Here is a 25732-nt window from a genome sequence, read left to right on the forward strand (position 1 = left end):
ACTCCACCCATGACGCGCTTCGACAGCAGGGGCGACAGGACTTGAACCTGCAACCTGCGGTTTTGGAGACCGCTGCTCTGCCAGTTGAGCTACACCCCTTTGAGATCCCGAGCGGGATCCCCTGGCCAAGCAGGAAGTGTACGGGAGCCTGCCCCGTCCATTCCAACCAGACCGCTCAAGCACTTGCCGAGCGGCCTGTCGCACAGCCTACCCATATGCGAGCCGAGAACACGAATCAGGGTCGTGCAACTGCGGTGCCGCACCGGCTCGAATCTCCCGTGAACACCGCAAACACCACCGGACCGTGTCGCCCGGTGGTGTTCTTGCTCACAAGATCAGCTGACCCGCACGCGCGCGAAGGCACCCGTCAACACCGACTTGCCGTCAAAAGCCGCGTTGATGTTGACCTTCACAGTTCCGTCCTCGAAGTCCTTGGTGACCTTCGCGGTCACCTCGACGAGCGCGCCCTCGTCGTCGTTGGGCACCACGACGGGCCGGCCGAAGCGGCAGCCGTACTCGACGATCGCGCCGGGGTCGCCGATCCACTCCGCGACGATCCGCGAGGCCACGGCCATGGTCAGCATGCCGTGCGCGATCACGTCCGGCAGGCCGACGTCCTTCGCGGTCTTCTCGTTCCAGTGGATCGGGTTGAAGTCCAGCGAGGCGCCCGCGTAGCGCACCAGGTCGTCGCGCTTGAGGCGCACGGACAGCGCCGGCAGTTCGGTGCCAACCTCGTACGTCATGCGTCTTCTCCCCTCACGACGAGCATCGACTTGGCGGTGGTGACGGGCTCGCCGCCGACCGTGCTGATCTCCGTCCGCACGGTCACCATGTCGTTGCCCATGCGGGACGTGATGGCGTCGATGTGCGCCACGCACACGAGCTGGTCGCCCGCGGTGATGGGCCGGTGGTGGACGAAGTTCTGGTCGCCGTGCACGACGCGGCTGTAGTCGAGCTTCAGCTCCGGGTCGAACATGACCGTCTCGTTGGTCTTCATCGACACGACGATCGCGAACGTCGGCGGCGCGATGACGTCCCTGTGCCCCAACGCCTTCGCGGCTTCGGCGTCGCGGTAGGCCGGGCTGGTCGCGCCGATCGCCTCGGCGAACTCGCGGATCTTCTCGCGGCTCACGTCGTAGGGCTGCGACGGCGGATAACTACGTCCGATGAAAGCGGGGTCGAGAGGCACCGAAGGAGCCTATATGCGACGAGGCCCGCCCCACGGTGTGGGACGGGCCTCGTCGAAGACTGGTTACGCGCTCAGCGGGTTTCCTTGTGCGCGCGGTGCGTCTTGCAGTTCGGGCAGAACTTCTTGATCTCCAGGCGGTCCGGGTCGTTGCGCCGGTTCTTCCTGGTGATGTAGTTCCGGTGCTTGCACTCCTCGCACGCGAGGGTGATCTTGGGGCGTACGTCGGTTGCAGCCACGGTCCTTGCCTTCCTGAGAGCACACGGGCCCCGAACACCCAGTACGGGCTTACCGCCTGGCGGGGATGGGCAACGAGGTTGCTGCCCGGGGGTGTGGGGGCTTGGCCCCCAAAATCATGCGGAGCGAGGACGGTCGGCGCTTTCCGCCGACAGACCACACCCACTCGCGTAGCGGTGGCCGGACTTGAACCGGCGACACAGCGATTATGAGCCGCTTGCTCTACCAACTGAGCTACACCGCTTTACACAACTACAGCCGCAGCGCTCAGCACTGCGGCCAGTAGTGGAGCCCCTTTACGGAATCGAACCGTAGACCTTCTCCTTACCATGGAGACGCTCTGCCGACTGAGCTAAAGGGGCTTGCTCTTTCGTTCTTGCCGAGCGAGGAGAACTCTACAACACACGGCAACCAAGAACGAAATCCGGGGGTGCCTTTAGTGCACCAGCGTGAGCACCGTCTCATCCCGAGCACCCCTGACCTGCACCGTTCGGGCGCGCAGCCAGGCCTCGAAGCGGTCTTCGGACAGCGGCCGGGAGATCAGGTAGCCCTGGGCCACGTCGCAGCCCATGCCCACCAGCTGGTCCCGCGCGGCGTCGTCCTCGACGCCCTCCGCCACGACCACGAGACCGAGCGAGTGCCCGAGCTCCACGATCGACCGGACCACGGCCATGTCGCCGAGGTCCGTGCCCATCCCGAGCACGAACGACTTGTCGATCTTCACCTCGTCCACCGGCAGCTGGCGCAGGTACGCCAGTGACGAGTAGCCGGTGCCGAAGTCGTCGACCGCCAGCACGACGCCGATCGCGTGCAGGCGCCGCAGCACCGGCAGAGCGCGCTCGGGATCGGCCATGACGCCCGACTCGGTGAGCTCGAAGGTCAACAGCCCCGACGGCACGTCGTGGCGCTCCAGGGCGGCCTCGACGCGGTTCGGGAAGTCCTCGTCGCCCAGCGTCCGCACGGAGAGGTTCACCGCGATGGACATCCGCAGGCCGCGGTCGAGCCAGCGGCGCACGCGTTCCAGAGCGCGGTCCATCACGAAGTCCGTCAGCACGTCCACGAGACCGGTGGCCTCGACGGCCGGCACGAACTCGTCCGGGTCGACGCGGCCGAACTCCGGATGTGTCCAGCGCACCAACGCTTCCGCGCCCACGACCTGACGTGAGGGCAGGGCGACCTTCGGCTGGTAGTGCACCGAGATCTGCCCGGTCTCGACGGCCTGGCGGAACTGCGTCACGAGCTGGAAGCGGCGCAGGAACAGGTGGCCCATCGACGGCGCGTAGGCCTTCACGGGCGTGCCCTCGGACGTCGCACGCACGGCGACATCGGCCCGCTGCAGCAACGCGTCGGGGTCCGGGTCCTCGGTCTCGGAGTCCGCTTTGGACGCGTACCCCACGACCGCGGAGGCCTCGACGGTCAGGCGGTCGACCGGGTACGGCACGGAAAGCCCGGCGCGCAACCGTTCCGCGGTCTCGTGGGCGGTCTCAGCGCGCTCGTCGTCGAGGTACGCGGCGAACGCGCCACCCTCCAGGCGCGCCAGCGGCACGTCCGCTCCGAGGGCGTCGCGCAGCCTGCGTCCGGCGGCGACGACCATGCGGTTGCCCCAGGCCTGGCCCAGCGCGTCGGAGACCGTCGACAGGATGTCGAGGTCGATGCGCAGCACCACTGCCTTCTGGGACTCGCGCAACGGCTCGGCGCACGCCTCGCGGAGGCCCGCGCGGTTCAGCAGGCCGGTCAGCGGGTCGTGGTAGGCGTCGTGGCGCAGGCGGGCGAGCAGGCGGCGGTTGTCGACGGCCGTCGCGAGGTGCGAGGCCAGCGTGCGCAGCAGCTGGATGTCCGCCTTGCCGAAACCGCGCCAGCGCGACAGCCGGTCGTGCGCCTCGACGGCACCGAGCAGCTGGGTCGCGCCGCGCAACGGGACGACCAGGGCTTCCTGCGCGTCACGGCGCAGCAGGGCCTCGGTGACGTCCTCGGTCGCGTCGGCCACGCGGTAGTAGCGGACGTGCGTGCCCGGCAACTGAAGTACGGGGTCTTCGCGCACGGCACGGGGGTCCGTCGCGGTCATCTCGTCGGGCAGCGGTTCGCCGGCGACGAGGGTGATCATGGCTTCCTGCGGGTCGGTGCGCAGGCGCAGCACGACCCTGTTCGCGTTGAGCTGCTCGCGGATGCGTTCCGCGATGAGCTGCCACTCGTCCTCTTCGACGCCCGTGGTGAGGTCGTCGTCGGGCTGGCGCGGGCCGGTGCCGTGCTGTCCCGACCTCGCGACACGAAGGCTGACCTCGCTCAACGCCTCCAGGTCGCGCTGTTCGCGCAGGAGCCCGGAGTAGGCGAGGTAGGTGGCCACGATGCCCGCGAGCACCAGGATGATCAGGGCGGCGCCCCACGGCGTGGTGGCGACGATCTGGTAGCCGACGAGGCCGGCCGAGGTGTTCAGCAGCGCGACGACCAGCGTCTGCAGCACGAGACGGACGCTGTTGCCCACGCGCATCGACTTGCCCATGAGGCGCAACGCGCAGAGGCCCAGCACGCTCGCGAGGAGCGGCACGGTGATCGTGCCGACGAAAGCCCCGGCCCAGAACGGACCGCCCGCGCCGATCATCCGGTTCACGGCCTCCGCGGCGGCGAACGCCACGGAGATCTCCATGAACATGAGGCCCGCGTTGTAGACGGCCCGGTCGAGGATCCGCCTGCCGAGCAACGTGCCCACGCCGGCGACCACGTGCGCGGCGAGCACGATCTCGAACGGCGCCACGAGCAGACCCAGGACCAGCGGGATCTCGGTGAAGGAGATCGTCCACGCGACGCCGCTGCGGACGTCCACGTTGATCGCGAGCTGTTCCGCCAGCAGGAAGCCGACGACGAGAAGCGGGCCGATCCAGAAGAGGGAGGTGGTCTCCTTCTCCGGGAGCCAGGCCGCGACCATGCCCGCGCAGGCGACGCCGGCCACCAGGAGGGTGACGGCGAACGCGCTGAACGCGCGGTTGGTCGACTTGGCCGACCAGGCGGCCGAGTCCGACACGGGGGCCGACGCTCGGTCGGACATCCAGCCTCCTCGCCGGCCTGGGTGGGGGACCTCTAGGCGTGACTGAGGGGTCCCGCACTTCGCGATCAGGACCCCTCCAGGGGCACCAATGTACCCCGCTCGGGGGACGAAATGGCAGGTCGAGCACCCCTAGTGACTTTGATTCACCCAGACGTGACTACACGCTCAGCTGTCCTCGAAGCACTGTCACGGCCTGCCCCGAGAGCAGTACGCGATCTTGGGCGAGGGTCGTCCTGACGAACCCTCCGCGCGGCGACGCCTGCTCCGCCAGCAGGTCAGCGCGCTGGAGCCGAGACACCCAATAGGACGCAAGGGTGCAGTGGGCCGATCCGGTGACGGGGTCCTCCGGGATGCCGACGGCCGGGTAGAAGCACCGGCTGACGATGTCCGCGTCGCCGTCTCCGACCGCCGTCACGATCACTCCGCGTGACTGGATTTGTGCCAGTCCTTGGGCGTCAGGTCGCAAGGAGCGGACCTCCGCCGCGCTTTCCAACTCGATCAGGAAGTCGAACCGCCCGCGCGACACGGACTTGATCGTCGCATGTGGCAGCGCTTCCGCTAGACCGATTGGCGGGTCAGTCAACTCTGGGGGGTCCGCCGGGAAGTCCATCCGGATCCACCCATCGTCATTTGCGCATGTGAGCACCCCACTACGCGTGGTGAACGCCTGCTCTCTGCCCAGCACGTGCGCGGTGGCGAGGGTGGCGTGCCCGCAGAGGTCGACCTCGACCTCCGGCGTGAACCAGCGGAGGTGGTTGTCCGGGGTGACGAAGGCCGTTTCGGCGTGCTTCATCTCGGCGGCGACGTGCTGCATCCAGGCGTCGTCGCGCGGTTCGGTGAGGAGCACGACTCCGGCGGGGTTGCCCGCGAAGGGCGTGCTGGTGAACGAGTCCACGACGTAGATCTCCACCCGCCCGACCCTGCCATGATCAGATGGGGTGTGAGCGAGATTTTCTCCTACCGCGAGAACGACCCCGACTCCCTGCTCCCGACCTGGGGCCCCCTGCGCACGCACGGCCTGACCTGGCAGCCGGGCTGGGACCTGCCGGCGTTGCTCGACGAGTGGGACGCCCAACTCACCGGCCTGGACGACCCGGACACCGCGGCGATCGTGCAGCTGCCCAGCCACGAGACGGGCGACGCGCGGACGTTGATCGACCGGGGATTCGCGCCGCTCACGGTGGTGGCCGAACGCCTCGCCGGCCGTTCGCCCGCGCCGAGGCCGTCCGGTGTGAGCATCCGCGCCGCCACGGCCGCCGACCTGGACGTCGCCGTCGAACTGAACCTGCACACCGTCCGGTACGACGCCCAGTTCGGTCTGGTGACCGAGCGCCGCAACACCGTCCAACACCTGCGCACGGCGCTGGCCGAGGTGCTCAGCCGTGACTACGAGGCGATGTGGCTGGCGCTCAACGGCGACACGCCCGTCGGCATGATCTACGTCGACATGCCGCAGGACGCGGGGTGGATGGAGAAGTACGCGTCGGCACGGCCGTTCGCCTACCTCGGTCATCTCGGCGTGCGGCCGGATGTGCGCGGCACGGGCGCGGGCAGTGCTCTCGCGGCTCACGCGCACGAGGTCCTGGACGCGGCCGGAGTGGCATCGACGCTGCTGCACCACGCGTTGCCGAACCCGCGCTCGACGCCGTTCTGGTACTCGCAGGGCTACCGGCCACGGTGGACGCTGTGGGTCCGCCGGCCCGCGCTGCGCTCTTCCTCCGGCGTGTCGGCGCAACCCGATCGGCCTAGTGAGACATGATCTACCCGTTCACACAAGCGAAGAACCCGAACGAACCCGTACTTGTGGAACGAATCCGGACTCTATTTCGACAAAGGGGATAGCGGATTCGGACACCACACCTGGGGGGTCGAGATGGAACTCAGCGGTAGAGCGAGAGCGATGCTGCGGGCTGTCGCCGCAGGACGTGCCGAGGTGACCGGCGGCACGGAGCCCGACCTGTACGTCGACGGGCTGCCCTGTTGCGACCGCATGGCGACGCACGATCTCGTGCACGCGGGACTGCTGCGCCCTTCGCAGCCGACGAGCTTCGGCCTCCGCGTCTGCGCGGAACTGACCGACGACGGCCGGGCGGCACTCGCCGCGATCTGACCCGCGTGTTGATCGCCCGGTGATCGAACATCTGTTCGACATGGGGTAGGCTCCGCGCTGAGGCCGGCACGCAAGAGAGAGGAAGCTCTTGCGCGCCGGCTTCAACCTTTTCTCAGGCCACCTTCTGCGCCGTGGCCACGTTCATGCGGTTCCACAGGTTGATCGCGCCGATGGCGATCACGAGACCGGCGAGCTGCTCCTCGGTGTAGTGCTTCGCCGCCTCGTCCCACACGTCGTCGCTCACGTGCACGTGCGTGATCTGCTCCGCGAGCGCGAACCCCGCCTTCTCGGCGGCGGTGTAGTACGGCACGTCCCGCCACCCCGCGACGGCGTAGACCTTCTCGTCCGCCACCTTCGCCTCACGCAGCAGCTTGGTGTGGTAGTCGATGCACGTGCCGCAGCCGTTCATGATGCTGACGCGCAGGCAGATCAACTCGACGTAGTCCTTGTCCAGACCCGTCTTCCCGGCTGCCTCCGACAGGTCCAGCAGGGCCTTCATCGCGCCGGGCACGGACATGATCGGGTTGGCGATCCTCATCTTCGTTCTCCCTGTCTTCGTCGTCTTCCGCTCTCTCGACCCAGCGGGTGACGAAGGTGTGACAGTTCGTCCGAAGATTTTTCTAGACGTTGATCCCCTGGCCCAGTCCGCCGTCGACGGAGAGTTCGGCACCGGTCGTGAAGGTGGCGTCGAACCCCAGGTACAGCACCGCGTCCGCAACCTCGTCCATCGTGCCGTGGCGCTTGAGCGGCGTGATGCGGTCGCCCACGTCCTTGAACTCCTGCAACACCTCAGGCGACGCACCGACGACACCCATGGACGGGGTGTCGATGAAGCCGGGGCTGACGACGTTGACCCTGATCCCGCGCGGGGCGAGTTCCGCGGCGAATCCCCGTGCGAAGGACCGCACGGCAGCCTTGGCCGCCGCGTACAGGGTCAGCCCCTCCGCGCCCTGCTCCGTGGCGACGCTGGTCGTGAAGACGATCGCGCCGCCCTCCTTGATGAGCGGAGCCAGCTGCTGCGCGGTGAAGAACGCGCCCTTGGTGTTGATGTCGAACGTGCGGTCGTAGTCGCGCTCGGTCGCGTCGGGGAACGGGGTCAGCGTCGAGTAGCCGACGTTGATGAAGAGCAGGTCGATCTCCTGCAACCGTTCCCGCACTTCGGTTCCGAGCTTGACGATGTCGTCGAGGTTCGCCGCGTCCGACGCGACGGCGTGGGCCTTGATGCCCTCGGCCTTCTCCGTGCTGCGTCCCGTGAGCAGCACCTCGGCGCCACCCTCGATCAGCTTGTCGACCGTCGCGCGGCCCATGCCGTGCGTGCCGCCCGTGACGACGGCCTTCTTCCCCAGGTACTTCACTTTCGGATCTCCTCGATGACGCTGGCGATGCTGTGCGCGCCGTGGCCGTTGCTCTGGGCGCGTTCGAACAGGTCGTGCAGGGCTTGCGGGATGGTGGTGTCGAGGCCTTGCTCGCGGTTGGCCTCGGTGAGCATGCGCAGTCCGGACACGTTGATGTCCAACGCGGACACGTCGGTCTCGTACTGCCTGGTCTGGGTTTCCTCGCCCATCTCGGGCAGCATGACGCCGAGCTCGTTCAGCCAGTCCGCGACCATCGGCGTGAACTGGGCCGGCTTGATGCCCTCGGTGCCCAGCAACGCGATCGCCTGCAGGTAGCCGCCGAACGTGGCCCACATGATGCCGAGCAGGGCCAGGTCGTAGATCGCGGCGAGCCCCGCGTCCTCGCCGACGTACACCGGCTCGCCGAAGGCTTGCAGCACGTGGTGGTTCTCGGCGCCGCTGAAGAAGATCTTCGCCTGCGGCGTGCCGATCTGCTGCGGCACAGCCATGATCACGCCGTCGACGTACTCGACGCCGTTGGTCTTCGCCCACTGCGCGGTGGCACGTGCCTGCTCCGGCGTGCCGGACGTCAGGTTGACGAGCGTCTTGATCTCGTTGGTGAGCAACGGTTGTTGAACGTCGTACGTGGACAGGCAGGTGACGACGACGTCGCTCTTGAACGCCTCTTCCGGCGTGGCAACACTTCTGGTGTTCGGCAGTGTCTTGGCCGTGCGGTTCCACACGGTCACCTCGTAGCCCTGGTCGACCAGGGCCTTCGCCAGCGCGCTGCCCATCCGGCCGAGGCCGAGCACGCTCACGGTTTTCTTGATCCCCATGCCGTGAATGCTCGTTCCGACACTGGCAGATCGACAAGTACCTACTATTTTGTCAGGTACCCACTTTTTGGTAAGGATCCAGCATGAAGCCACGACAGTATTCGTGCGGCCTCGACGCGGCGATCGACGTGATCGGCGGCCGTTGGAAGGCCCTGATCCTCTGGGCACTGCACCACGGCCCCGTGCGCACGGGCGAACTGCGCAGGTCCGTGTCCGGCATCAGCGAGAAGATGCTGATCCAGGTGCTGCGCGAGATGGAGGCCGACGAGATCGTGCACCGCGAGGTGTTCCACGAGGTCCCGCCGCGCGTCGAGTACTCGCTGACACCGCTCGGAGCACGGCTGAACGAGGCGCTGGACGCGCTGGGCAACTGGGGCGAGGAGAACATGCGGGCGATCGCCCGCCGCCGCGGCGTGGAGCCGGCGCCCAGGCATTGACCCGGACGCCGCCGGCTAGCGGTCGAGGTACACGACAGTCGCGTCGTCGGAAATCTTCTTGCGCGGCCATTCGACGGCCTTGGCGTCTTCCTTTTCGACCGCGCGCATTCTGCGGATGAGGTCGTCCGGCCCGTTCGCCGCCATCAGTTCGAGCGCCTGACGCCACTCGAAGAGATTGAACAGGTCGACCGCCCGCGCGGCCCCGTCGGACAGGATCGCGACGCGCCGCACGTCCTGCAACGGCACCTCACCCGTCAACGCGTGCTCAACATCCGCGACCTTCGCACCGGCCGTGCGCTTCGTCTGCGTGTCAGTCACCACGAGCAACTCACGCTTGGTGTCGACCACGACAGTCGCGTCCCCGAGCACCAGGTACCGCAGCACGTCGTCCTTGGTCTGCACCATCGCGATCGCCACGCTGGGCGAGTCCGGATGATCGAGGTCGCAGGTGCCGGAGTGCAGCTCAGCGGCCTGTTCGACGGCCTTCGCGAGCGCCACACCAGGTTCGAGGTGCGCGAACCGCAGGATCTCCCCGGAGAGCTGGTCGGCGAACCAGCCGACACCGTGCTCACACCCGGTCTCGGGCTTCGCCGTCACGCCGTCGAGCACGGCGAGCAGGTTCGGGCCGACCAGCGCCCGGTCCTCGCTCGGCGCCGTCGTTCCGCCGGCCTCTGTCGCCATCTGCGCACGCACTGAGATCCCCCTCGGTCCGATACGACGATGGGCCTCTGACCTGTCCGGTCAGAGGCCCATCGGTCTTGCGTGGCGGGTAGAGGATTCGAACCTCTGTAGCTTTCGCGACGGATTTACAGACCACCGCCTCGAAGCCCCTCTACCTGCAACGATTGACCTTTGGCGTGCCGCCTCGGCACACGTTGGGCATAGAGTACCTGCGCCGCCCCGCCTCAGGTGCTCTTCTCGACACACGGCCAGCGGTCGTGGTCTGAGCGCACGAGTAGAGCCCTGGACCGTCGCTGATCCTTGTGCCCATGTAGCTGCAGCACCCTCGTCTGGCCCCACTCGCTCGGCTGATCAACCCATCGCGTGAGAAGGTTCCCCGGCGGTTCAGCGCTGACGGGCTGCCCCCGCGCATCCAGCCGGCAACGGCCTTGGGTAGATGGAACAGCACGTCGGGCGGCCTTTCTAGCTGCCGTGCTGGCCGGTCGGCGCAATCGAACAGCGAGACACCCTGCCGTCATAACAAGCGGTGGCGCATCTTGACTATCGTGATCGCTACTGCATACCGAGCCAAGATCAGGAAGCGGGGAGCGAGGTGGCGGGTCGTTCTGTCAGTCGGGGCCAAGACCAGGGCGAGCTCTTCGCCGCGACAGCAACCCAGATCACTCCGCAGGGCAAGCTGTCGCCTAAGCGCCCACGGGTCGAGACCGCAGGTCTCGCTGACGTCTTCCCGTATTACGCTGGCTTCTCATTCGACTGGGCTGTAAGTCACCTCACTCCGCATCTGGGTGGTGAGTCGACAGTGGTTCTAGATCCCTGGAACGGCAGCGGCACTACTACGCTGGCGGCTCAGTCGCTCGGAGTTCCCTCTGTCGGCCTGGACCTCAACCCCATCGCCAACGTGGTTGCACACCTCCGGGCACAGGTCGCTTCAAGTACGCGGATAACTAATCCACCACGTGCGCGGAAGCGTTCCGCATCAGTTGCTGCCGATCCACTCTCTCACTGGCTCAGCCCGTCGCTCGTCACGAGGGTACGTGAATGGACCGACTCTTTTACTCGCCAACGACGCGACGTCTCGACATTGGGCATCGTTGCCCTGTTCAGGGTCGTACGGCGACTAACAAAGGATTTCGAGGGCAGCAATCCGACTTGGGTCCGCAGAGCATCCGAGATCGACATGTTGGTCGATCTCCCTCACAGCGAATTCGACAAGCTGCTACTTGACGATCAACGGCAACTTCTGGACAGGCTGCAGGGAAATTCTGCACCGAAGGCACCAGTCGCGCTCCTGACGGGCTCCTCAACAAACTTGCCGATTGCTGATTGCTCTGTCGACGTCACGTTGACATCACCGCCATACCTAACGCGAATTGACTACGCGGTTGCATACGCGCGAGAGCTCGCCATCTGCGGTATTGATATCGCTGCCGACAGGACGCTCAGATCCGGCCTGATGGGAACAACACTAATTCGAAGGCCAACCGGCACGTCGTCTAACACGTTGTACTGCCCTCTGGCTGACGATCTCGTGCGCCAGATTGCGGGCCACGGAAGCAAAGCTTCATCGGGTTACTACCTAAAGCAAGCCAGGCAATATCTGGATGACTTGGTTGCTAGCTTTGATGAGATCACTCGGGTATCCAAGCCAGGCGCGGTTCTGATCATGGTCGTACAGGACTCATATTATAAAGAAATCCCTATCCGACTAGCCGATATTTGCGAAGAAGAAGCCAAAAGTCGCGGCTGGAGCTTCAGCTCACGAGAGCAGTTCGAAGTGGTCCGAAGTCTGACCAGCATTCACGCACAGGCTCGCACGTACCCGAAGGGAAAAGTTTCCGAGACGGTGCTGACCCTACGGAAGGAAGTCTGATGGCAGATATTGCGAGCACTCCTGATGAGCACGTAATCCAGGCCCTAGACAACAAGATCACTGCGGTTCGCACAAACAGCCTCGACTTTTCATTCAACGAACTTGCAGACATGCACTCGACTGGCGAACTAGTAATCCGACCTGAGTTCCAGCGGCTATTTCGCTGGCCAGAGGGAGCCCAGTCTCGATTTATTGAGTCCCTCCTGCTGGAACTCCCCGTCCCACCCATTTTCTTGATTGAGCGGGATGATCGGATCTACGAACTCATCGATGGTCTGCAAAGGATCTCGTCGTTCCTACACTTTCGAGGACAGCTCGAGAAGGATGGCGAGCTGCTGGAACCATTGATTCTTAGCGACTGCGATATCGTGCCCGAGCTGAATGGCTACGCGCACGCCGACCTGCCTCGATCGCTGGCGATCAAACTCAAGAGAAGCTACATCCGCGCCGAGATCCTTCGCAAGGAAAGCGACCCGCGACTCCGTTACTACATGTTCAAGCGACTTAACACTGGCGGCGAAAGACTATCGGAGCAGGAGGTTCGAAACGCAACGATCCGCCTCCTATCAAACGACTTTAACCTATTCATTGTAGAGCTAAGCGAGAATCCCGACTTCACATACCTCACAAGCATCATCTCCGACAATGCTCGAAACAAGAAGTTTGACCAAGAGCTGGTTCTTCGATTTCTTGCGCTCAAGAACGATTTCGATTCCTACCAGCATGACGTTGCAGACTTTCTCACCGACTATATGGAGAAAGTATCCGATCCGGATATTTTGATAGACTTTGATGAGCAAACCGAGCGCCACGTCTTCACCAAGACATTCAAGATCTTTAGATTGATCGCCGACAAATTGGACACTGGCCCGAAAATCTTTGGCGCACTAGGCAAAGCCGGAGAACCTCGCGGGCAATTCTCGGTATACCACTATGAAGGTCTGACCCTCGGACTTCAAGCGGTCTTGGATCAGATCGATCCGGAAAACCCGGAGCATATTGACAATCTTGCCGCCATTGTACAATCAGGCAAACGGGACCCCGATTTCTTGAAACACGGCGGCGGCGGCAAGAACTACCGAAACCCGCTGCGGTTCCGCGTAGAGTACTTCGCGGAAAGGTTCAAGGCGGTGCTTGCTTGAACGTCACCGACCTGCGCGAACGACTCGAAGAGGACCTTGCCTGGCGCATCGACGAACTCAGACATTTGCGCAACGAACTTTTGGGCAGCCAGGAAACCTCGGAGTGGCCGGTATCAGCGATGCGGGCCATTCTTGTCATGCAGTATGCGCATCTTGAAGGGTTCGCCCAGATCGCTTTTTCATACTACGTAGACGCCGTTAATGCCCGCAGTCTGCAGGCCCACGAGATCAAGTCGAATTTGTTTGCATCAGCGTGTACCGCAGAATTTGAAGCCTTGCGCACAGGTGGATCCGGCGATCAGGAAGACGACGACGGGCGTCTAAGCAGACGCGCCAAGAAGCAAGTTGAGTTCGTTGAGAAATTGCGATCCATCAGTCAAACTGTTGTGTCCATTGATCCAGAAGCTGCCGTGTCAATGGAAATGAACTTCGGGAAAGATGTTCTCAAGCGAACTCTCTATCGGCTTGGCATTCCAGAATCCGAAGTCAGCACCGGCTATTTCGCTTCCCTTGAGTTCGTGCGCAGGACCAGGAACGACATAGCACACGGAAGTCGCAAGGAACGCATAGATCCCGGCGTTTTCAATGCTCATCGCGCCAAATGCGAAAGCTTTATGGGCGAACTGATTCGGCTGATCACTGCCGCGATCCGCCAAGAGTGGTTCCGTGCCACATAGCTCCATTCGCCTCCAATCTCAGAACAGCGGCAAGGTCTTGCTGGATCAGCTTGTCATGGAAGCAGCATGGTTGCCCGCTGCAGACAGTGTTGGCCTAGCGGCTCCGCGCTCAAAAGATCGACCTCTTGGACTGCACCTAGACGTCCGGTCGCCGTTACGCTGAAACCTGACATCCTCACTGAATGCACGTCCCTGGCTTGGCAACTGGAGCATCGGCGAGGACACATCCAGCGATGAGGTGGACCTATGGCGACCTCGGGTTTTCCCGATCCTGCGCATACGACGATCGGGCAGCGCATTAGGTGGGCACGAGACCGTGCAGGCATGTCTCGCCCCGTCCTCGGCGGCCTGGTCGACAGGAGTGCGGAGTGGGTGAAGGCAGTCGAGAACGGCCGCCTGCAGGCACCACGTCTGCCCATGCTCCTCCGCATCGCCTACGCCCTAGGCGTGCAGGACCTAGCCGAGATCACCGGCAACGGCCACGCCGTGCCGGTCTCCGTCTTCGCAGGTGAGAAGCACGTAGCGCTAGCTGCGGTCCAGGCCGCGCTGACCGACTACCACCTGACCAGCGATGCCCGACCGCCAAACGTCGCGCACCTCGCGGTTCGCCTGGACCAGGCCTGGCAAGTGCGACACGCAAGCCCCGACCACCGCACCCAACTCGGACTGCTGCTCCCCGGCCTCATCCGGGACGCGCAGCGCGCGGTACGCGTGATCCGCGGTGAGGAACGTCGTGACGCCCGTCGCGTGCTAGCCGGCGTGTACCGGCTCGCCGACTTCTTCTGCGCATACCAGCCAGCCGCGGAGCTGGTGTGGCTCGTCGCAGACCGGGCAATGAACGAGGCGCTCGAAGCAGACGACCCCCTCGCAATCGCTGGAGGCGCTTGGGCAAAGGTCCAGGCGCTGCGCGACGTCGGCCGTTGGGATGAAGCGCTGGACGTGGCAGCGTTCGGTACCCGCGAACTTGAGCCGTACCTCGACAGCGGCGACGAATGGCGCGGCATGTGGGGTGCGCTGAAGGTCGAGGTCGCGTACGTGCACGCTCGCCGCGGCCGCCACGGCGAAGCCTGGGAAGCGTGGGAGCTCGCGGACCGCATCGCGCAGGAACTCCCGCTTGGCTATCGGCACACGCAGTCCTCGTTCAGCCGTCCCGTGATGGCCGCGCACGCCACGACTCTTGGCGTGGAGCTGCGACGCCCCGCCGAGGCACTGCGCGCGGCCGACCAGATCGAGCCGGAGACCATCGTCTCGGTGCCGCGTCGGGCTCGGCACCTGATTGAGGTGGCCCGTGCTCATGTCCAGCGCGGGGAGCAGCACGCGGTGTGGGCGCTGCTTAACCATTCGGAGCGCACGGCACCCGAGACGATCAAGTACAACGGCTTCGCACGGGAGATGCTGATCAACCTGCGCAGTAAGCCGCCGGCCGGACTGCGCCAGGACGTCCTCGACCTGTGCGAGCGGGTCGGCATCGCGGCTTGACCTGATCAGGTGGGGGTACAGCTCGTACCCCTTGGCCTGTTGGAACGGTTCTACGTTCCAGGCATGTGGTTGATCATCAGTGCTTGCGGCGCATCGGTGGGCGGGGCATGAACCCGCTCACCGACGCCGAGGCGGTGAAGCTCTTTCCCAGCCTCCAGTACCTCGTTCTCATCCGCGAGGCGGGCTGGATCTTCCTGCCGGTCGACGACCCCGGTGATCCCGATGCGGTCCTCGACGGGGCCAGGGTCTGGCCAGCCGGTTGGCGGGACTGCCTCCGGGTTCGCGATGAGACCAACGCGCTCGGCCTGCGCATCCGCCTCAATCCCGGACAGCCCTCAGAGATCGTGTGGGAGCGAAGCGGGACTCTCGCCGATGTCGTCTTCCGCCTCTTGGAGCTCCCAGAGCCCGGAACCCGACACGCACCGACCCTGGTCATCGGTAAAGCACCGAAGCTCTGGACGCCATGACCGGGACGAATATCGCTCAGTCCAACCGCATCGTCGCGCCCTATGTCACCGCGACCACCGCGGAGCAGGACCTGAAATGCGGCCTGGTCGTTCGCCCTGGAGGCCTGGGAATCGGGTACGCGCAGGAACTTCCCGGAGACCGTGACCAGCTTGGCGTCCTGTGGCAGAAGGTCGCCGAGCGCCCGAAGGAGGGCAAGCCAGAATTCGCCAGGGTGCATCCGGCACGGCAGCGGCGTGCGATGAACGAACTGCTGTGCCAGGTGTGCGCGGGACCGGCTGACCAGACACCGGACGGTGTCCTGTGGCTGTTGCGCGACCACCGCGAAGACTGGCCGCGCTGGCCTGAAGGCATGGCCTCGGTGGAGCCGCCCATCTGTGCGCGGTGCGTCGCGATCTCCCTGAAGCGGTGCCCAGCCCTTCAGCGCGGGGCCGTCGCCGTCCGGGTTAGAAGCTTCGCGGTTGTGGGTGTGCGGGGGACGCTCTACCGACCAGGCATGTTCGCTCCAACTCCGATCGCGGCCTCCGAACTCAACTACGGAAATCCCAAGATTCGCTGGCTGGTCGCCGTGGCGTTGATCCGAGAACTACGCGGGTGCAGCTTCGTCCCGTTCGACGAGCTGCGCGACCCAATGGACGTGAAGTAAGCGAAGATGCCGAAGGACTTCCGAGCCACAACGCTCGAGCGTTCCATCGGGCGGCAGTTGGCGTGGTGGCGAGACGAGCGCGGGCTGAGCCTGGCCGAGGCCGGCCACCGTGTCGGCTTCAGCAGCGCCAAGCTGTCGACGATGGAGAACGCGGTACAGCCCTCGATGCCGTTGGACATCATGGCGCTCGGCTACGTCTACAACGTGCCCACGCCGGAGTGGCAGGCCTTGGTGCTGCGGGCGGAGTACGCGAAGACCGCACGAGTGAGCGGAGGCAGCGCCGAACCGCTCTTCGATCCGATAGCTGACTTTGCGAGTCTCGTGTTCGAGGTGACCGAGTTGCGCGCATTCACCACTGACCTCGTTCCCACCGGACTACAGCTCCGCAGCTACGCACATGCCGCAGGCAGCCCTGAACGGATCGCGCAGCTCTCAAAGGTTCGAGAAGCGTGGGCGACGCGACTAAGCGACAAGGACCCGCCGATGGTCGAGGCGGTCTTTCCAGAAGCCGTGCTGCGCCCCTTGGTTGGTGGGCCTCGGGTCATGAAGGCGCAATTGCTGCACCTCATGGAGATCAGCGAACACTCAACGGTGACCGTGCAGGTCATACCGGTGGTTGCCGGGGCTTATCCGGCGATGGGGTGCCCGTTCACCTTGCTCGGCTTCCCCCATCGCCAACACAACGACGTGGCTTACCTGGAGACGGCCATCAAGGGCGAGTACGTCGAGGACCAGGCGCTCGTGGAGCAGCTCGCACAACGATTCGCGGAACTCCAGAGGATCGCACTCAGCCCCGACGAGTCGCTGGAACTCATCGCCGAGGCTGCTGCGGACCTGTGATCAGCGGCCGCGGAGAAGCTCTTCCATCGCGTCCGCAGCGACGACGCACCTGAAGCCCGTGTCGTCATCCTTCATCGTTGCGTTCGCGTCGTTGAACGATGACGGAGTTGCTCGCAGGAACGGGCTCGTCCAGGCACCGCCCTTGAGTTCGTGGCGACCGGGCTTCGTCTCGGTGGAACACCACTCCCAGACGTTGCCGCACATGTCGTAGACGCCGTACGGGCTTACGCCGCTCTGGTAGCAGTCGCGCGGCGTGGTCAGCCCGACGCCGTTCTCACGCACGTTGCACTTGGCCGGCGTCGGCTGGTCGCCCCACGGGTAAACCGTGCCGCGCGTTCCTCGGGCCGCCTTCTCCCACTGCTGACCGGTCGGCAGGGACTTCCCCGCCCAGGCCGCGTAGGCGCTTGCGTCGTTCCACGTCACGAAGACCACCGGGTGGTCCCGGATCTCGGGAGGGCACTGACCATCCGGCCAGTGATACGGCGGCTCATGTCCAGTCGCTGCAACGAACCGCGCGTAGTCCTCATTGGACACCGGGAACACGTCGATGTAGTAGCTGGCGATCCACGCGGGGGTGTTGCTCGGGCCGCCGAGGAAGACGCTCCCCTCGATCAGGATCATCGCGCTGCCGTCGGTTGGGTGGTGGACCTGGCCGCTACCGATCGGCTCGACCTGGACGTCCTTCTCCCCTGCCCGAACGACGGAGTCGCCCACCAGGAAGGTGAAGCGCGCGTGCGTGTCCGGGTCACTGCGGCTCAGACAGGTGTCCAACGCTGCCTGGTTCACGGGCCGCGGCTGGATGTTCTCGCGGCCGGCCTCCCACTTCGAGACCATCCGCTCGCTCACACCGAGGTGAGCTGCGAACTCTCGAAGGCTCATGCGCATTGCATCGCGTAGGGCGCGCACTTCCACGCCGGTCCAGCGCTGCACGGTCGGCATTGCACACTCCCCCTTGGAGACCCTCCAAGGGAGCCTAGCGGGCCGAAAGCGCTGCCTATACCGGTTCCGCCGGAATGTCGGCATACAGCTCCCTCAACTCCTTCAGAACGGCATGTGCGTCTGACGCCCACTCCGTCGAGTCGACCGCTGACACGGCTCGAACGCCGGTCGCAGCGTTGGTCGCGAAGGCTGCGTCCATGCTCGGCAGGTCGGACAGCGTCAGCGGTTCCGTCACAATCTGCTCGTCCAATTCCTGGTTGAGCAAAGTCATCGTGACGCCCGCAAGCCACGGCGATCGTGGCCAAATGATGCGGCCCTCACGAACGAAACCGATGTTCGACGTAGCGATTTCGGAAATTGTGCCGTCCGGGTTGAGGAAGAGGGCGTCGTCATAGCCCTCTTTTTGGGCAGCTCGGCGGCGCTGCATCGTGCCCCAAAGGCCTACGTGCTTCACCGACGGCATGTCCCGCTGGTAGGCGGTGGCCTGAAGCCGCCACGGTGCTGGAGATCCACTCGCCGCCTGGCGGTGTGTGACGAGGACCTGAGGCTGCGCGTCGCGACCGATGGTGCCCAGGTCCAAGGCGGGGTCGAAGACGGTGACTCGGACGACGACCCGGCCACCAGCGTGTTCACCGAGCGCCTTCCGCACGTAGCCGCGGATCTGCTCGATGTCGAGGTCCTGGTCGAAGAGCTGTCGGCAGTCGCGGACCAGACGATCCATGTGCAACGACAGTCCCCGCACCGCGCCGTTTTCCACCAGCATTGAGGTGAAGTGCCCGTAGTTCGTGAGGGCAAGCGCCTTCATCTGATCGAGGGTGGCGGGGACGCCATTCAGGTCCATGTCCCCAGGCTGCCACCCCGTTGGCGGGATCAAAAGGTGAGCGCGCCGAAGTTCGGTGAAAGTTCAGTGCAGGAAGTTCAGCGGAAGTTCGGTGTTGAGGTACTACTCGGGCAGTTCTCGTGTGGCGCAGATCGCATCAAGCTTGGAGCACAACGGAAACACCACTGAGAACGGAGCACCGAGATGGCCAGGAAACAGACGATGATGCCGCTTCCCACCAACGGCGGGACCGGCCGGCGCGTAGCACTCACCTTGGCGGCACTGGTCGTGCTCGCCCTGGTGATTCGGGACCCGGCCGGCGCGGCGGTCATCGCTCGCCAGTTGGCAACGTGGGGCGGAGCCATCCTGGACGGCGTGGTCGCCTTCTTCCGCGAACTGTCCTGATGCCTCGGGCCGGCGACTCAGCTCTTCGACAAGCGAGCGACCTTCGCGGTCAGGCCTTCGAGGCCGGCGCGCAACTCCGCGACCTCACCCCGGAGCGCCTGAACCTCGTCGCGCAGGTCTTGCTCCACGTCGCCCGAGGCCGGTCGACCGGCCGCAACGTCGCCAAGATGATCAGCTTTCCACCCGAGCGCCGTGGACACAGCGGCAAGCGTTGTCGCTGATCGCGAAGCGTTCGCGCCCTGCTGCATGAGACGGAGCGTCGCCGGACTCACCTTCGAGCGCTCTGACAGCTCCTTCTGAGACAGCCCGAGTTGCTCCATTCGGGTGTTAATCGCGTCGGCTACGGCCTGCCAATCCTTCGACACGCGAACCCCCATCTAGCGCCAGTACCAGCGCAAATTCTAGCGCAGCACACCTCAAAGCCGCACGTCCCTAACTCGTCTCGCCTTCGGGATCGCTTGTTCTAGCGCTAGTTCTAGCGCTAGCGTCGGCACATCGCCTCCGAAAGGAACCCCATGAACGCCTTCAGCAACTACCCCGACGGCATCACCGCCGAGGCTCTCACCAGCATCGTTGCAAGCTTGTCCGCCGAGATCGCATCGCCGTTCGCGCCGACCGAGGCGCTGACGGACGGCTCTGCGGTTGCGCGACGGAACGCCCGGATGTTGGCGCGTGCCGCAGCGGGGATCTCGCCGAAGTACGGCGTTTCCCTGTCGCAGGCCGCGCAGGAGGCGACGACGCCGATTCGCGCCGTTCCCGTGGCCACGACGCCGATACCCGAACACGCCAAGAAGCCGAAGAGTCGTCGCGCTCGGCGCAAGGAGCTGCGGGGCCAGATCGTTCACCGCAGCCGCGGAACCGAAGCCGCCTGATCGCCCCGGACCGGCGGACTCCCGCCAAGAAGTCACCGCCGGTCCGGGTTCTCACACCCACTGTCCGATCTTGCAACCGGAAGAGGCACATCCAGTGTCCACCATGATCAACGCCCGGATCTCGGGCTCCGAGAACACCCACGACCAGCTGGCCCTGCGCGAGTCCGCACGCTCGAAGGGTGCGGTGCTCTGATGGACGAGCCGATGTTGTTGCTGCTGCTGGGTTCCAGCGTCGCGTTCGTGTGCGCGGTGCTGCTGTGGAAGCTGCTGATCACCACGCTCGGCATCGCGTCCGCGCAGTGGGCCGTGATCACCGGCCTGCCGGACGAACCCGTGGCGCAAGTCCTGGCGTTCGGGATTCCCGCGCTGCTGGCTGCGTTCGCACTCATCTACGTCCCTCGCATCGCCGTCCGAGGCGCTGCGCTCTCAACCGCTCGCGTTCGCTTGAAGGGAGTCAGCCGATGACCAGCGCCTACCCCACGCGCTTGGAGGACCTGATCCCGCGAGTGCGCTCACTGGCAGAGGAGTCTGGGGAGAAGCCGTCCATCCGCGGCGTGGCCGGCACGTTCAACGTCGGTGCGAAGAAGGCGCGTGCCGCGCTCGTCGCGCTTGGCTACATCAGCGAGAACGATCGCACCGAGACGAGCCAACGCCGGTTGCAGCCCGTTCCCGCACTGCCCGACGAACCCGAACCGGTGGCACCGCCCGAGCACGCGATCGCACGTCACCTCCCCGCACAGGACCAGGCTTCCGACGAAGCGGAGCCCGTGGAACCGCAGGTCACCGGTGCCGTGGACGCACCGGTGACGGCCCCGGAGTCAGGCCCGACGCGGACCCGCTCGCAGGTACGGCGGTGGCCGATTGTCCTGATCGCGCTTGGTGCGTTCGTCGCGATCTGGGGTGGCTGGGTCGAGTTGGGCAAGCTCACCGGTTTCGGCGAGATCACCCCGCTTCCCGGCATCGCGGACAACTGGACGATCAACTCCGCGATCACGCTCCCGCTCGGCATGGAGGCCTACGCCGCGCTCGCGTTGCAGGTGTGGCTGTCCGGTCGCACCCGGTCCGACAAGGCGCGCTCGTTCGCCAAGTGGTCCGCGCTCGGCGCGCTCGTGCTCGGTGCTGGCGGCCAGGTCGCCTACCACCTGATGAAGGCCGCGGGCATGACCGTTGCCCCGTGGCAGATCACCACCGTCGTGTCCTGCCTGCCCGTGATCGTCCTCGGGTTCGGCGCGGCACTGGTCCACCTGATGACTGACACCCCGGAACCGGAGGAGGTTCGATGAGCAGCACGCAGCCCGACCGCACCGACAACAGCGCGGGCGCGACCGTCTACGACCTGAGCGCCCGTCGGGCCTCGGCCTCCCTCAGCACGGAACTCGAGCCGCAGCATGTGGTGGAGGGCGTTCTTCTCACCGACGAGGAGAACGCAGCGCTCGACCGCCGCATCGAGCGGAACGGAGGCATCGCACGGGTTCGGCACGCTCGCGCAACGGTCGCGCGCACTGTGCAGGTGGTTCGTCAGCACGAGCCCACCGTCAAGGCCACCCGGACCGTGCTCAGCAGCTCCCTGTACGTCGTCCAGGGCTTCGAGTCCTGGGCACGGCGGCTCTGGGACGCGGGCACGTTCGGCGTGTACCGCCGTCAGATCAAGGCCGCTGAAGCGATGGGCGACCAGGAAGCGCTGCAGGACTGGACCGAGCGCAAGGAGCTCGCGCAGGAACGTCGTCATCGTCGGCTGATGGACCTGCCTGGCATGGCCGCTGGACTCGCCAGGGTCACAGCGGGATCGGTCGCGGCTCTCCTGGTGGTGCTGCTGGTTATCTCGACGCTCGTCCAGGTCACCGACACCGGCAGGTTCCTCGCGGTGTGGGAAGGAGTCCTGGACGCGATCGGCTGGATCATCACCGCCGTTACGGTCGTCTGGACGCCGTTCGTGGTCTCCCTGCCTGCGCTGATCGTGCTCGGAGCGTGGCGTGAGGGCCGTCGTCTGGGCAGGGCTCCGGGCTGGCTGGCCACTGCGGCGGATGCTGACGCGGACGTCACGATCGACGAGACGACGATCGCACGTGCGTTGGAGGCGCTACGGATTCCGCAGATCACTGCGTACATCAAGCAGGGTTTGCCGTTGCAGTACATCACCACCGCACGAAAGGACGGACGCGGTACCCACGCGGTGCTCCGGCTCCCGGCTGGCGTGACCGCCGAGAAGATCGCTCGCCGACGTGGTGACCTGGCTACTGGTCTGCACCGGCTGTCCAAAGAGGTGTGGCCGACCACCGGCAGCGAAGCCGGAATCCTCGACCTGTGGGTGGCGGACAAGGGTGCGCTTGCGGAAGGAGCAGGCGCGTATCCGTTGCTGCACGAAGGAAGCGTGGACATCTTCAAGGGTGTCCCGTTCGGACGGACGCTGCGCGGTGAGCCGATCACGTGCCCGGTGCTGGAACGCAACACCATCGGCGGCGGCATGCCAGGCCAGGGCAAGTCATCGGCGGCCCGGTGCGTCATGGCGGGCGCTGCCCTGGACCCGACCGCCGAACTCCGGATCTGGGTTCCGGACGCGAACTTCGACTTCGAGGCGTTCAAGCCGCGGTGCTCGCGCTACGTCATGGGCGCCGAGGACGAGAAGATCGCGGAGATCCTGGAGCACCTGCGAGAGCTGCACGAAGAGGTGCAGAGCCGCGGTGAACTGCTCATCAAGCACGAAGAGCCTGCGGTGACTCGCAAACTGGCCAGTGCCGGAGTTGGCCTGCACCCGATCGTCGCGCTGCTGGAGGAGGCGCACGTGGCGATCCAGCACGCCACCTACGGAGCGGAGATCTCCCAACTGCTGGTGGACATCGTCAGGCTCGGCCGCAAGCGAGCCATCCACCTGTTCCTGTCGACGCAGGCACCGACGAAGGACAGCATGCCGCGCGACGTTACCCGCAACTGCTCCAACGGCATCGCGTTCGCCGTCGGTGACCACGTCGCCAACGACGCCCTACTCGGTCAGGGTGCCTACGCGGCCGGTCACCGTGCGACAGAGCTGATTCCCGGCACTGACAAGGGAACCGCTGTGGTCAAGGGCTTCAGCGGCGAACGCTCGGAGATCGTCCAGGTCTACTTCCTGGACGTCTCCCGCAACAACGACCAGGTCACACCGATCATCACGCGATCGCTCGCCGCGATCGAGGCTGCTGGACGAGGTCTGCCCGGTACCGCCGTGGCAGCCCCGGCGGTCGAAGTCAGCCGCAACCTGCTCGAAGACCTAGACGCGGTGATGGGAGAGGAGCCCATCAGGGTCGCCGACCTGCCCGCGCTCCTGGCGCAGCACGCGCCACGGTGGACGCCCTACCGGTCACTCACCGGCAAGGCGCTGCGCGATCAACTCGCCGAACTCGGCGTGAAGGTGCCGTCCACGAAGAACACCTACCCCGTCGATCCTGTCACCGTCCGTGATGCGCTTGCGCGTCAGGCGACGTCCGACCTGGACGACGAGAGCTAGCCCGAGGTACGCCGGGTTAGGTCGCGGGCTGCGGCGCAGACCCGCTCCGAACGCTGCTGGCCAGGCTTCGCAGCGCCCGACCTAACCCGGCTAACCAGCTAACTCACCGCAGCTCAGCGACGGTTCCATCCCCTCTAACCCAGTCAGTTAGAAACCTAACCCAGGCTCCGTGACCTAACCCGGCCTGTTGATCGCTCCTCAGCCTCCAGCGCGGGCTTGTTCGTGGTGTCCGCGCTGTCTTCGCACGCCCACTCACTGTTACTCAGAGCAACTTGGAGATGCGACGACATGACCAGCCGCCGCACGTTCCTCACCGATCCCAGCGACGTCCAGGCATTCAACCGCCGACCGCTGCGAGACCCGTCCGCCGTCCGCACGTGGTGTGAGCCGATGCTCCGGCCGGCCTGGGCTGCCATGCGTCCGGGCGACTCCATGCCGCTGGCAGGCAGCACGAGGTGGCAAGCGCTCAACGACGACGATCCGCGCAAACTCGCGGCTGTCCTTCACGCAGCGCTCGCGCACCTCGATGAGTCCACACCGCATGCAATCGCAGCCCGCTTCGCGCGTGAGCTCGCGGCGCAGCACCAAGAGGAACAGGCACTGTTGAAGGAGACGGCCGCTTCCTTGTCGGCCGCGATGTCCACCGCAGGCGCACTGAACCAGCACCTGCCGTTCTGCACGCTCGCGGCTCGACGCATGACCTATGCGACGCCACCCCTGACCGCCGACGAGATCCGCCGCCGCGCCTTCCGGTCGTGGGGACTCGCCGACCACCCCGCCACACGCAAGCGGGCCGCATGAACGAACCGCACAACCACGAGATCAAGAGGAGGGACATCGCGTGAGCGCCTTCATCGACACCCTGGCGGACATCGACAACGTGATCGGCGACGCCGCGACCAGTGCCCCGGCGGCCGTGATGACCTGCCACACGTGCGGCAAGCCGCTCACCGGGTCCGTGTCCGACGACTTCTGCGACGAGCCCTGCCAGACCAGTTGGTTGGCATCCCTCGCGGAGTCGAGCCCTCACGACGGTGGCCAGTCGCCCGACGAGAACCAGCCCGAGGCAGCGCCGGTGACCCCGGTCGCGTCGTGGCTCGGCGCTCCACCCGGCGTGGTGTCACGGCCAGGCTACGAGCTGCTGGACGCGGTGACGGCGTTCCTGAACCGGTTCCTGCGGTTCCCCAACGAGCACTGTGCCCCGGTCGTGGCGCTCTGGTACGCCCACACCCACCTGGCGGACCGGCTGTACGTCACGCCGCGGCTGATCCTGTCGTCCGCCGAACCCGGCAGCGGCAAGACCCGCGTGCTGGAGATCGGGCAGTACCTCGTGCACAAGCCGGAGATGACCATCTCCATGACCACGGCAGCCATCTTCCGTCTGCTGCTGGACGGCCCGGTCACGTTGATGTTCGACGAGATCGACGCGGTCTTCAGCACTCGCGGAGGCAACAACGAGGACCTACGCGGACTTCTCAACGCCGGATACAAGCGGTCCGCGACGATCGCTCGCTGCGTCGGCGACGCGAAGTCCATGAACGTTCAGCGCTTCCCTGTGTACGCGCCCGTGGCACTCGCGGGGATCGCAGGACACATGCCCGCCACGATCACCAGCCGTGCCGTCACCATCCACATGAGGAAGGCCGCCTACGGCGACGACCCCGAGGAGTTCTTGGAAGAGGATGTCGAACTCGAAGCCGCGCCGTTGCGGGCCGAACTCGCGGCATGGGCTGGTGTGGTTGCCGACCAGGTGGCGACGGCCCGGCCTGAACGTCCTGAAGGAGTCCGCAACCGCGCGGCCGAGATCTGGCGTCCGTTGCTCGCGCTCGCCGAGGCCGCAGGCGGTGACTGGCCGGCCAGGACTCGCGCGGCTTGCACGCACTTCGTCATCGACACCGCCACGAGTCAGGAGGAGTCCACCGGGGTGCAGCTCCTGGCCGCTCTGCGCGACCTCTTCACGGCGCAGGGCACGGATCGGATGCGCACGGCCGACATCCTGAGCGCGCTGCACGCTCTCGAAGAGGCCCAGTGGTCCGACATGGGTGACGGGAAAGCCCTGAACCCGCAAGGACTTGCCCGCGAACTCAAGCGCTACGACGTCAAGCCGGTCGTGTTCGAGCCGCTCAATCCCGGCGAGAAAGCGGGCCGCGGCTACGTCACCTTCACCACCAACGGAGCCCAGGCCCAAACCGGGCTCGCCGACGCGTGGCGGCGCTACCTGCCGCCTGT

Annotated in this window: 29 protein-coding genes and 3 tRNA genes; 17 read left to right on the forward strand and 15 right to left on the reverse strand. The window is 65.6% G+C overall.

Features of this window, described 5'->3' with window-relative positions; all coding sequences use genetic code 11:
- Positions 1-26 precede the first annotated feature (26 nt).
- From SK571_RS42280 to SK571_RS42315, 8 genes are all read right to left on the reverse strand, one after another.
- A tRNA-Trp gene (locus SK571_RS42280) sits at positions 27-99 on the reverse strand.
- Between the two features lie 236 nt (positions 100-335).
- Entirely contained in the window at positions 336-743 is a 408-nt protein-coding gene (locus tag SK571_RS42285) for a MaoC/PaaZ C-terminal domain-containing protein (RefSeq protein ID WP_319989736.1), read from the reverse strand.
- Positions 740-1189, reverse strand: a complete 450-nt coding sequence (locus SK571_RS42290) for a MaoC family dehydratase N-terminal domain-containing protein (RefSeq protein ID WP_319989737.1) — start codon at positions 1187-1189, stop codon at positions 740-742. The genes SK571_RS42285 and SK571_RS42290 overlap by 4 nt, the downstream gene beginning before the upstream one ends.
- A gap of 71 nt (positions 1190-1260) precedes the next feature.
- Positions 1261-1425: a 50S ribosomal protein L33 gene (gene rpmG / locus SK571_RS42295; protein WP_015105301.1), complete on the reverse strand. Its 165-nt coding sequence runs from the start codon at positions 1423-1425 to the stop codon at positions 1261-1263.
- 169 nt (positions 1426-1594) lie between these two features.
- Positions 1595-1667: transfer RNA gene (locus SK571_RS42300), tRNA-Met, on the reverse strand.
- A 42-nt stretch (positions 1668-1709) separates the two neighbouring features.
- Positions 1710-1785 (reverse strand) — tRNA-Thr (locus SK571_RS42305).
- Positions 1786-1859: 74 nt separating this feature from the next.
- Positions 1860-4466, reverse strand: coding sequence for a putative bifunctional diguanylate cyclase/phosphodiesterase (locus tag SK571_RS42310; RefSeq protein ID WP_319989738.1), 2607 nt, complete (start codon positions 4464-4466; stop codon positions 1860-1862).
- A 157-nt stretch (positions 4467-4623) separates the two neighbouring features.
- Positions 4624-5376, reverse strand: a complete 753-nt coding sequence (locus tag SK571_RS42315) for a PhzF family phenazine biosynthesis protein (RefSeq protein ID WP_319989739.1) — start codon at positions 5374-5376, stop codon at positions 4624-4626.
- Positions 5377-5406: 30 nt separating this feature from the next.
- Between SK571_RS42315 and SK571_RS42320 the strand changes: the two genes are divergently transcribed.
- Both SK571_RS42320 and SK571_RS42325 read left to right on the forward strand, forming a co-directional pair.
- Positions 5407-6225, forward strand: a complete 819-nt coding sequence (locus SK571_RS42320; protein ID WP_319989740.1) for a GNAT family N-acetyltransferase — start codon at positions 5407-5409, stop codon at positions 6223-6225.
- A gap of 141 nt (positions 6226-6366) precedes the next feature.
- Positions 6367-6576, forward strand: coding sequence for a hypothetical protein (locus SK571_RS42325; RefSeq protein WP_319989741.1), 210 nt, complete (start codon positions 6367-6369; stop codon positions 6574-6576).
- Positions 6577-6688: 112 nt separating this feature from the next.
- Here SK571_RS42325 and SK571_RS42330 read toward each other — a convergent pair whose 3' ends face one another.
- From SK571_RS42330 to SK571_RS42340, 3 genes are all read right to left on the reverse strand, one after another.
- Positions 6689-7114 carry a carboxymuconolactone decarboxylase family protein gene (locus tag SK571_RS42330; RefSeq protein WP_319989742.1) on the reverse strand — a complete coding sequence of 142 codons (426 nt, stop codon included), beginning with the start codon at positions 7112-7114 and terminating at the stop codon, positions 6689-6691.
- 82 nt (positions 7115-7196) lie between these two features.
- A complete protein-coding gene (locus SK571_RS42335) occupies positions 7197-7931 on the reverse strand; it encodes an SDR family NAD(P)-dependent oxidoreductase (protein WP_319989743.1) in 735 nt (244 codons plus the stop codon).
- A complete protein-coding gene (locus tag SK571_RS42340) occupies positions 7928-8746 on the reverse strand; it encodes an NAD(P)-dependent oxidoreductase (protein WP_319989744.1) in 819 nt (272 codons plus the stop codon). Before SK571_RS42340 ends, SK571_RS42335 begins: the two co-directional genes overlap by 4 nt.
- 83 nt (positions 8747-8829) lie before the next feature.
- Here SK571_RS42340 and SK571_RS42345 point away from each other — a divergent pair, with 83 nt between their 5' ends.
- Positions 8830-9183 (forward strand): winged helix-turn-helix transcriptional regulator, encoded by a 354-nt coding sequence (locus SK571_RS42345; protein WP_319989745.1) that lies wholly within the window; start codon positions 8830-8832, stop codon positions 9181-9183.
- Positions 9184-9198: 15 nt separating this feature from the next.
- On the opposite strand, the gene SK571_RS42350 is transcribed toward SK571_RS42345, so the two are convergent.
- Positions 9199-9876: a protein phosphatase 2C domain-containing protein gene (locus tag SK571_RS42350; protein ID WP_319989746.1), complete on the reverse strand. Its 678-nt coding sequence runs from the start codon at positions 9874-9876 to the stop codon at positions 9199-9201.
- 514 nt (positions 9877-10390) lie between these two features.
- On the opposite strand from SK571_RS42350, the gene SK571_RS42355 reads away from it, so the two are divergent.
- The 7 genes from SK571_RS42355 (at position 10391) to SK571_RS42385 (ending at position 16983) form a co-directional block, all read left to right on the forward strand.
- Entirely contained in the window at positions 10391-11734 is a 1344-nt protein-coding gene (locus SK571_RS42355; RefSeq protein WP_319989747.1) for a hypothetical protein, read from the forward strand.
- Positions 11734-12876, forward strand: a complete 1143-nt coding sequence (locus SK571_RS42360) for a DUF262 domain-containing protein (RefSeq protein ID WP_319989748.1) — start codon at positions 11734-11736, stop codon at positions 12874-12876. Before SK571_RS42355 ends, SK571_RS42360 begins: the two co-directional genes overlap by 1 nt.
- Entirely contained in the window at positions 12873-13553 is a 681-nt protein-coding gene (locus SK571_RS42365; protein ID WP_319989749.1) for an MAE_28990/MAE_18760 family HEPN-like nuclease, read from the forward strand. The genes SK571_RS42360 and SK571_RS42365 overlap by 4 nt, the downstream gene beginning before the upstream one ends.
- Positions 13554-13799: 246 nt before the next feature.
- Positions 13800-15032, forward strand: coding sequence for a helix-turn-helix domain-containing protein (locus tag SK571_RS42370; protein WP_319989750.1), 1233 nt, complete (start codon positions 13800-13802; stop codon positions 15030-15032).
- Between the two features lie 107 nt (positions 15033-15139).
- A complete protein-coding gene (locus SK571_RS42375; protein WP_319989751.1) occupies positions 15140-15499 on the forward strand; it encodes a hypothetical protein in 360 nt (119 codons plus the stop codon).
- Entirely contained in the window at positions 15496-16143 is a 648-nt protein-coding gene (locus SK571_RS42380) for a hypothetical protein (protein WP_319989752.1), read from the forward strand. Before SK571_RS42375 ends, SK571_RS42380 begins: the two co-directional genes overlap by 4 nt.
- A 6-nt stretch (positions 16144-16149) precedes the next feature.
- Positions 16150-16983 (forward strand): helix-turn-helix domain-containing protein, encoded by an 834-nt coding sequence (locus SK571_RS42385; protein ID WP_319989753.1) that lies wholly within the window; start codon positions 16150-16152, stop codon positions 16981-16983.
- Here SK571_RS42385 and SK571_RS42390 read toward each other — a convergent pair whose 3' ends face one another.
- A complete protein-coding gene (locus SK571_RS42390; protein ID WP_319989754.1) occupies positions 16984-17922 on the reverse strand; it encodes an SUMF1/EgtB/PvdO family nonheme iron enzyme in 939 nt (312 codons plus the stop codon).
- A gap of 55 nt (positions 17923-17977) precedes the next feature.
- Positions 17978-18763: an aminotransferase class IV family protein gene (locus SK571_RS42395; RefSeq protein ID WP_319989755.1), complete on the reverse strand. Its 786-nt coding sequence runs from the start codon at positions 18761-18763 to the stop codon at positions 17978-17980.
- Positions 18764-18946: 183 nt separating this feature from the next.
- Here SK571_RS42395 and SK571_RS42400 point away from each other — a divergent pair, with 183 nt between their 5' ends.
- Complete coding sequence (locus tag SK571_RS42400; protein WP_189160110.1) at positions 18947-19147, forward strand: hypothetical protein; 201 nt, start codon at positions 18947-18949, stop codon at positions 19145-19147.
- Positions 19148-19164: 17 nt separating this feature from the next.
- Here the strand turns inward: SK571_RS42400 and SK571_RS42405 are convergent, their stop codons facing one another.
- Positions 19165-19512 carry a helix-turn-helix domain-containing protein gene (locus SK571_RS42405; protein WP_319989756.1) on the reverse strand — a complete coding sequence of 116 codons (348 nt, stop codon included), beginning with the start codon at positions 19510-19512 and terminating at the stop codon, positions 19165-19167.
- A gap of 150 nt (positions 19513-19662) precedes the next feature.
- On the opposite strand from SK571_RS42405, the gene SK571_RS42410 reads away from it, so the two are divergent.
- From SK571_RS42410 to SK571_RS42435, 6 genes are all read left to right on the forward strand, one after another.
- Complete coding sequence (locus tag SK571_RS42410; protein ID WP_319989757.1) at positions 19663-20019, forward strand: hypothetical protein; 357 nt, start codon at positions 19663-19665, stop codon at positions 20017-20019.
- 192 nt (positions 20020-20211) lie between these two features.
- Entirely contained in the window at positions 20212-20484 is a 273-nt protein-coding gene (locus SK571_RS42415) for a hypothetical protein (protein WP_319989758.1), read from the forward strand.
- Entirely contained in the window at positions 20481-21302 is an 822-nt protein-coding gene (locus SK571_RS42420) for an ABC transporter permease (RefSeq protein ID WP_319989759.1), read from the forward strand. The genes SK571_RS42415 and SK571_RS42420 overlap by 4 nt, the downstream gene beginning before the upstream one ends.
- Positions 21299-23503: a cell division protein FtsK gene (locus SK571_RS42425; protein ID WP_319989760.1), complete on the forward strand. Its 2205-nt coding sequence runs from the start codon at positions 21299-21301 to the stop codon at positions 23501-23503. Before SK571_RS42420 ends, SK571_RS42425 begins: the two co-directional genes overlap by 4 nt.
- Before the next feature lie 288 nt (positions 23504-23791).
- Positions 23792-24304 carry a DUF2742 domain-containing protein gene (locus SK571_RS42430; RefSeq protein ID WP_319989761.1) on the forward strand — a complete coding sequence of 171 codons (513 nt, stop codon included), beginning with the start codon at positions 23792-23794 and terminating at the stop codon, positions 24302-24304.
- 40 nt (positions 24305-24344) lie between these two features.
- Positions 24345-25732: DUF3631 domain-containing protein (locus SK571_RS42435; protein WP_319989762.1), on the forward strand; the 1388-nt coding region annotated here is incomplete at its 3' end.

Origin of the sequence: Lentzea kristufekii (assembly GCF_033949925.1) — a bacterium.
Taxonomy (GTDB): domain Bacteria; phylum Actinomycetota; class Actinomycetes; order Mycobacteriales; family Pseudonocardiaceae; genus Lentzea; species Lentzea kristufekii.

Coding starts and splice junctions, on each gene's coding strand:
- SK571_RS42415 (WP_319989758.1), top strand. CDS start 20,212: ATGGACGAGCCGATGTTGTTGCTGCTGCTGGGTTCCAGCGTCGCGTTC.
- SK571_RS42410 (WP_319989757.1), top strand. CDS start 19,663: ATGAACGCCTTCAGCAACTACCCCGACGGCATCACCGCCGAGGCTCTC.
- SK571_RS42375 (WP_319989751.1), top strand. CDS start 15,140: ATGAACCCGCTCACCGACGCCGAGGCGGTGAAGCTCTTTCCCAGCCTC.
- SK571_RS42370 (WP_319989750.1), top strand. CDS start 13,800: ATGGCGACCTCGGGTTTTCCCGATCCTGCGCATACGACGATCGGGCAG.
- SK571_RS42430 (WP_319989761.1), top strand. CDS start 23,792: ATGACCAGCCGCCGCACGTTCCTCACCGATCCCAGCGACGTCCAGGCA.
- SK571_RS42285 (WP_319989736.1), bottom strand. CDS start 743: ATGACGTACGAGGTTGGCACCGAACTGCCGGCGCTGTCCGTGCGCCTC.
- SK571_RS42340 (WP_319989744.1), bottom strand. CDS start 8,746: ATGGGGATCAAGAAAACCGTGAGCGTGCTCGGCCTCGGCCGGATGGGC.
- SK571_RS42325 (WP_319989741.1), top strand. CDS start 6,367: ATGCTGCGGGCTGTCGCCGCAGGACGTGCCGAGGTGACCGGCGGCACG.
- SK571_RS42330 (WP_319989742.1), bottom strand. CDS start 7,114: ATGAGGATCGCCAACCCGATCATGTCCGTGCCCGGCGCGATGAAGGCC.
- SK571_RS42380 (WP_319989752.1), top strand. CDS start 15,496: ATGACCGGGACGAATATCGCTCAGTCCAACCGCATCGTCGCGCCCTAT.
- SK571_RS42400 (WP_189160110.1), top strand. CDS start 18,947: ATGGCCAGGAAACAGACGATGATGCCGCTTCCCACCAACGGCGGGACC.
- SK571_RS42385 (WP_319989753.1), top strand. CDS start 16,150: ATGCCGAAGGACTTCCGAGCCACAACGCTCGAGCGTTCCATCGGGCGG.
- SK571_RS42425 (WP_319989760.1), top strand. CDS start 21,299: ATGAGCAGCACGCAGCCCGACCGCACCGACAACAGCGCGGGCGCGACC.
- SK571_RS42420 (WP_319989759.1), top strand. CDS start 20,481: ATGACCAGCGCCTACCCCACGCGCTTGGAGGACCTGATCCCGCGAGTG.
- SK571_RS42390 (WP_319989754.1), bottom strand. CDS start 17,922: ATGCCGACCGTGCAGCGCTGGACCGGCGTGGAAGTGCGCGCCCTACGC.
- SK571_RS42395 (WP_319989755.1), bottom strand. CDS start 18,763: ATGGACCTGAATGGCGTCCCCGCCACCCTCGATCAGATGAAGGCGCTT.
- SK571_RS42345 (WP_319989745.1), top strand. CDS start 8,830: ATGAAGCCACGACAGTATTCGTGCGGCCTCGACGCGGCGATCGACGTG.
- SK571_RS42360 (WP_319989748.1), top strand. CDS start 11,734: ATGGCAGATATTGCGAGCACTCCTGATGAGCACGTAATCCAGGCCCTA.
- SK571_RS42310 (WP_319989738.1), bottom strand. CDS start 4,466: ATGTCCGACCGAGCGTCGGCCCCCGTGTCGGACTCGGCCGCCTGGTCG.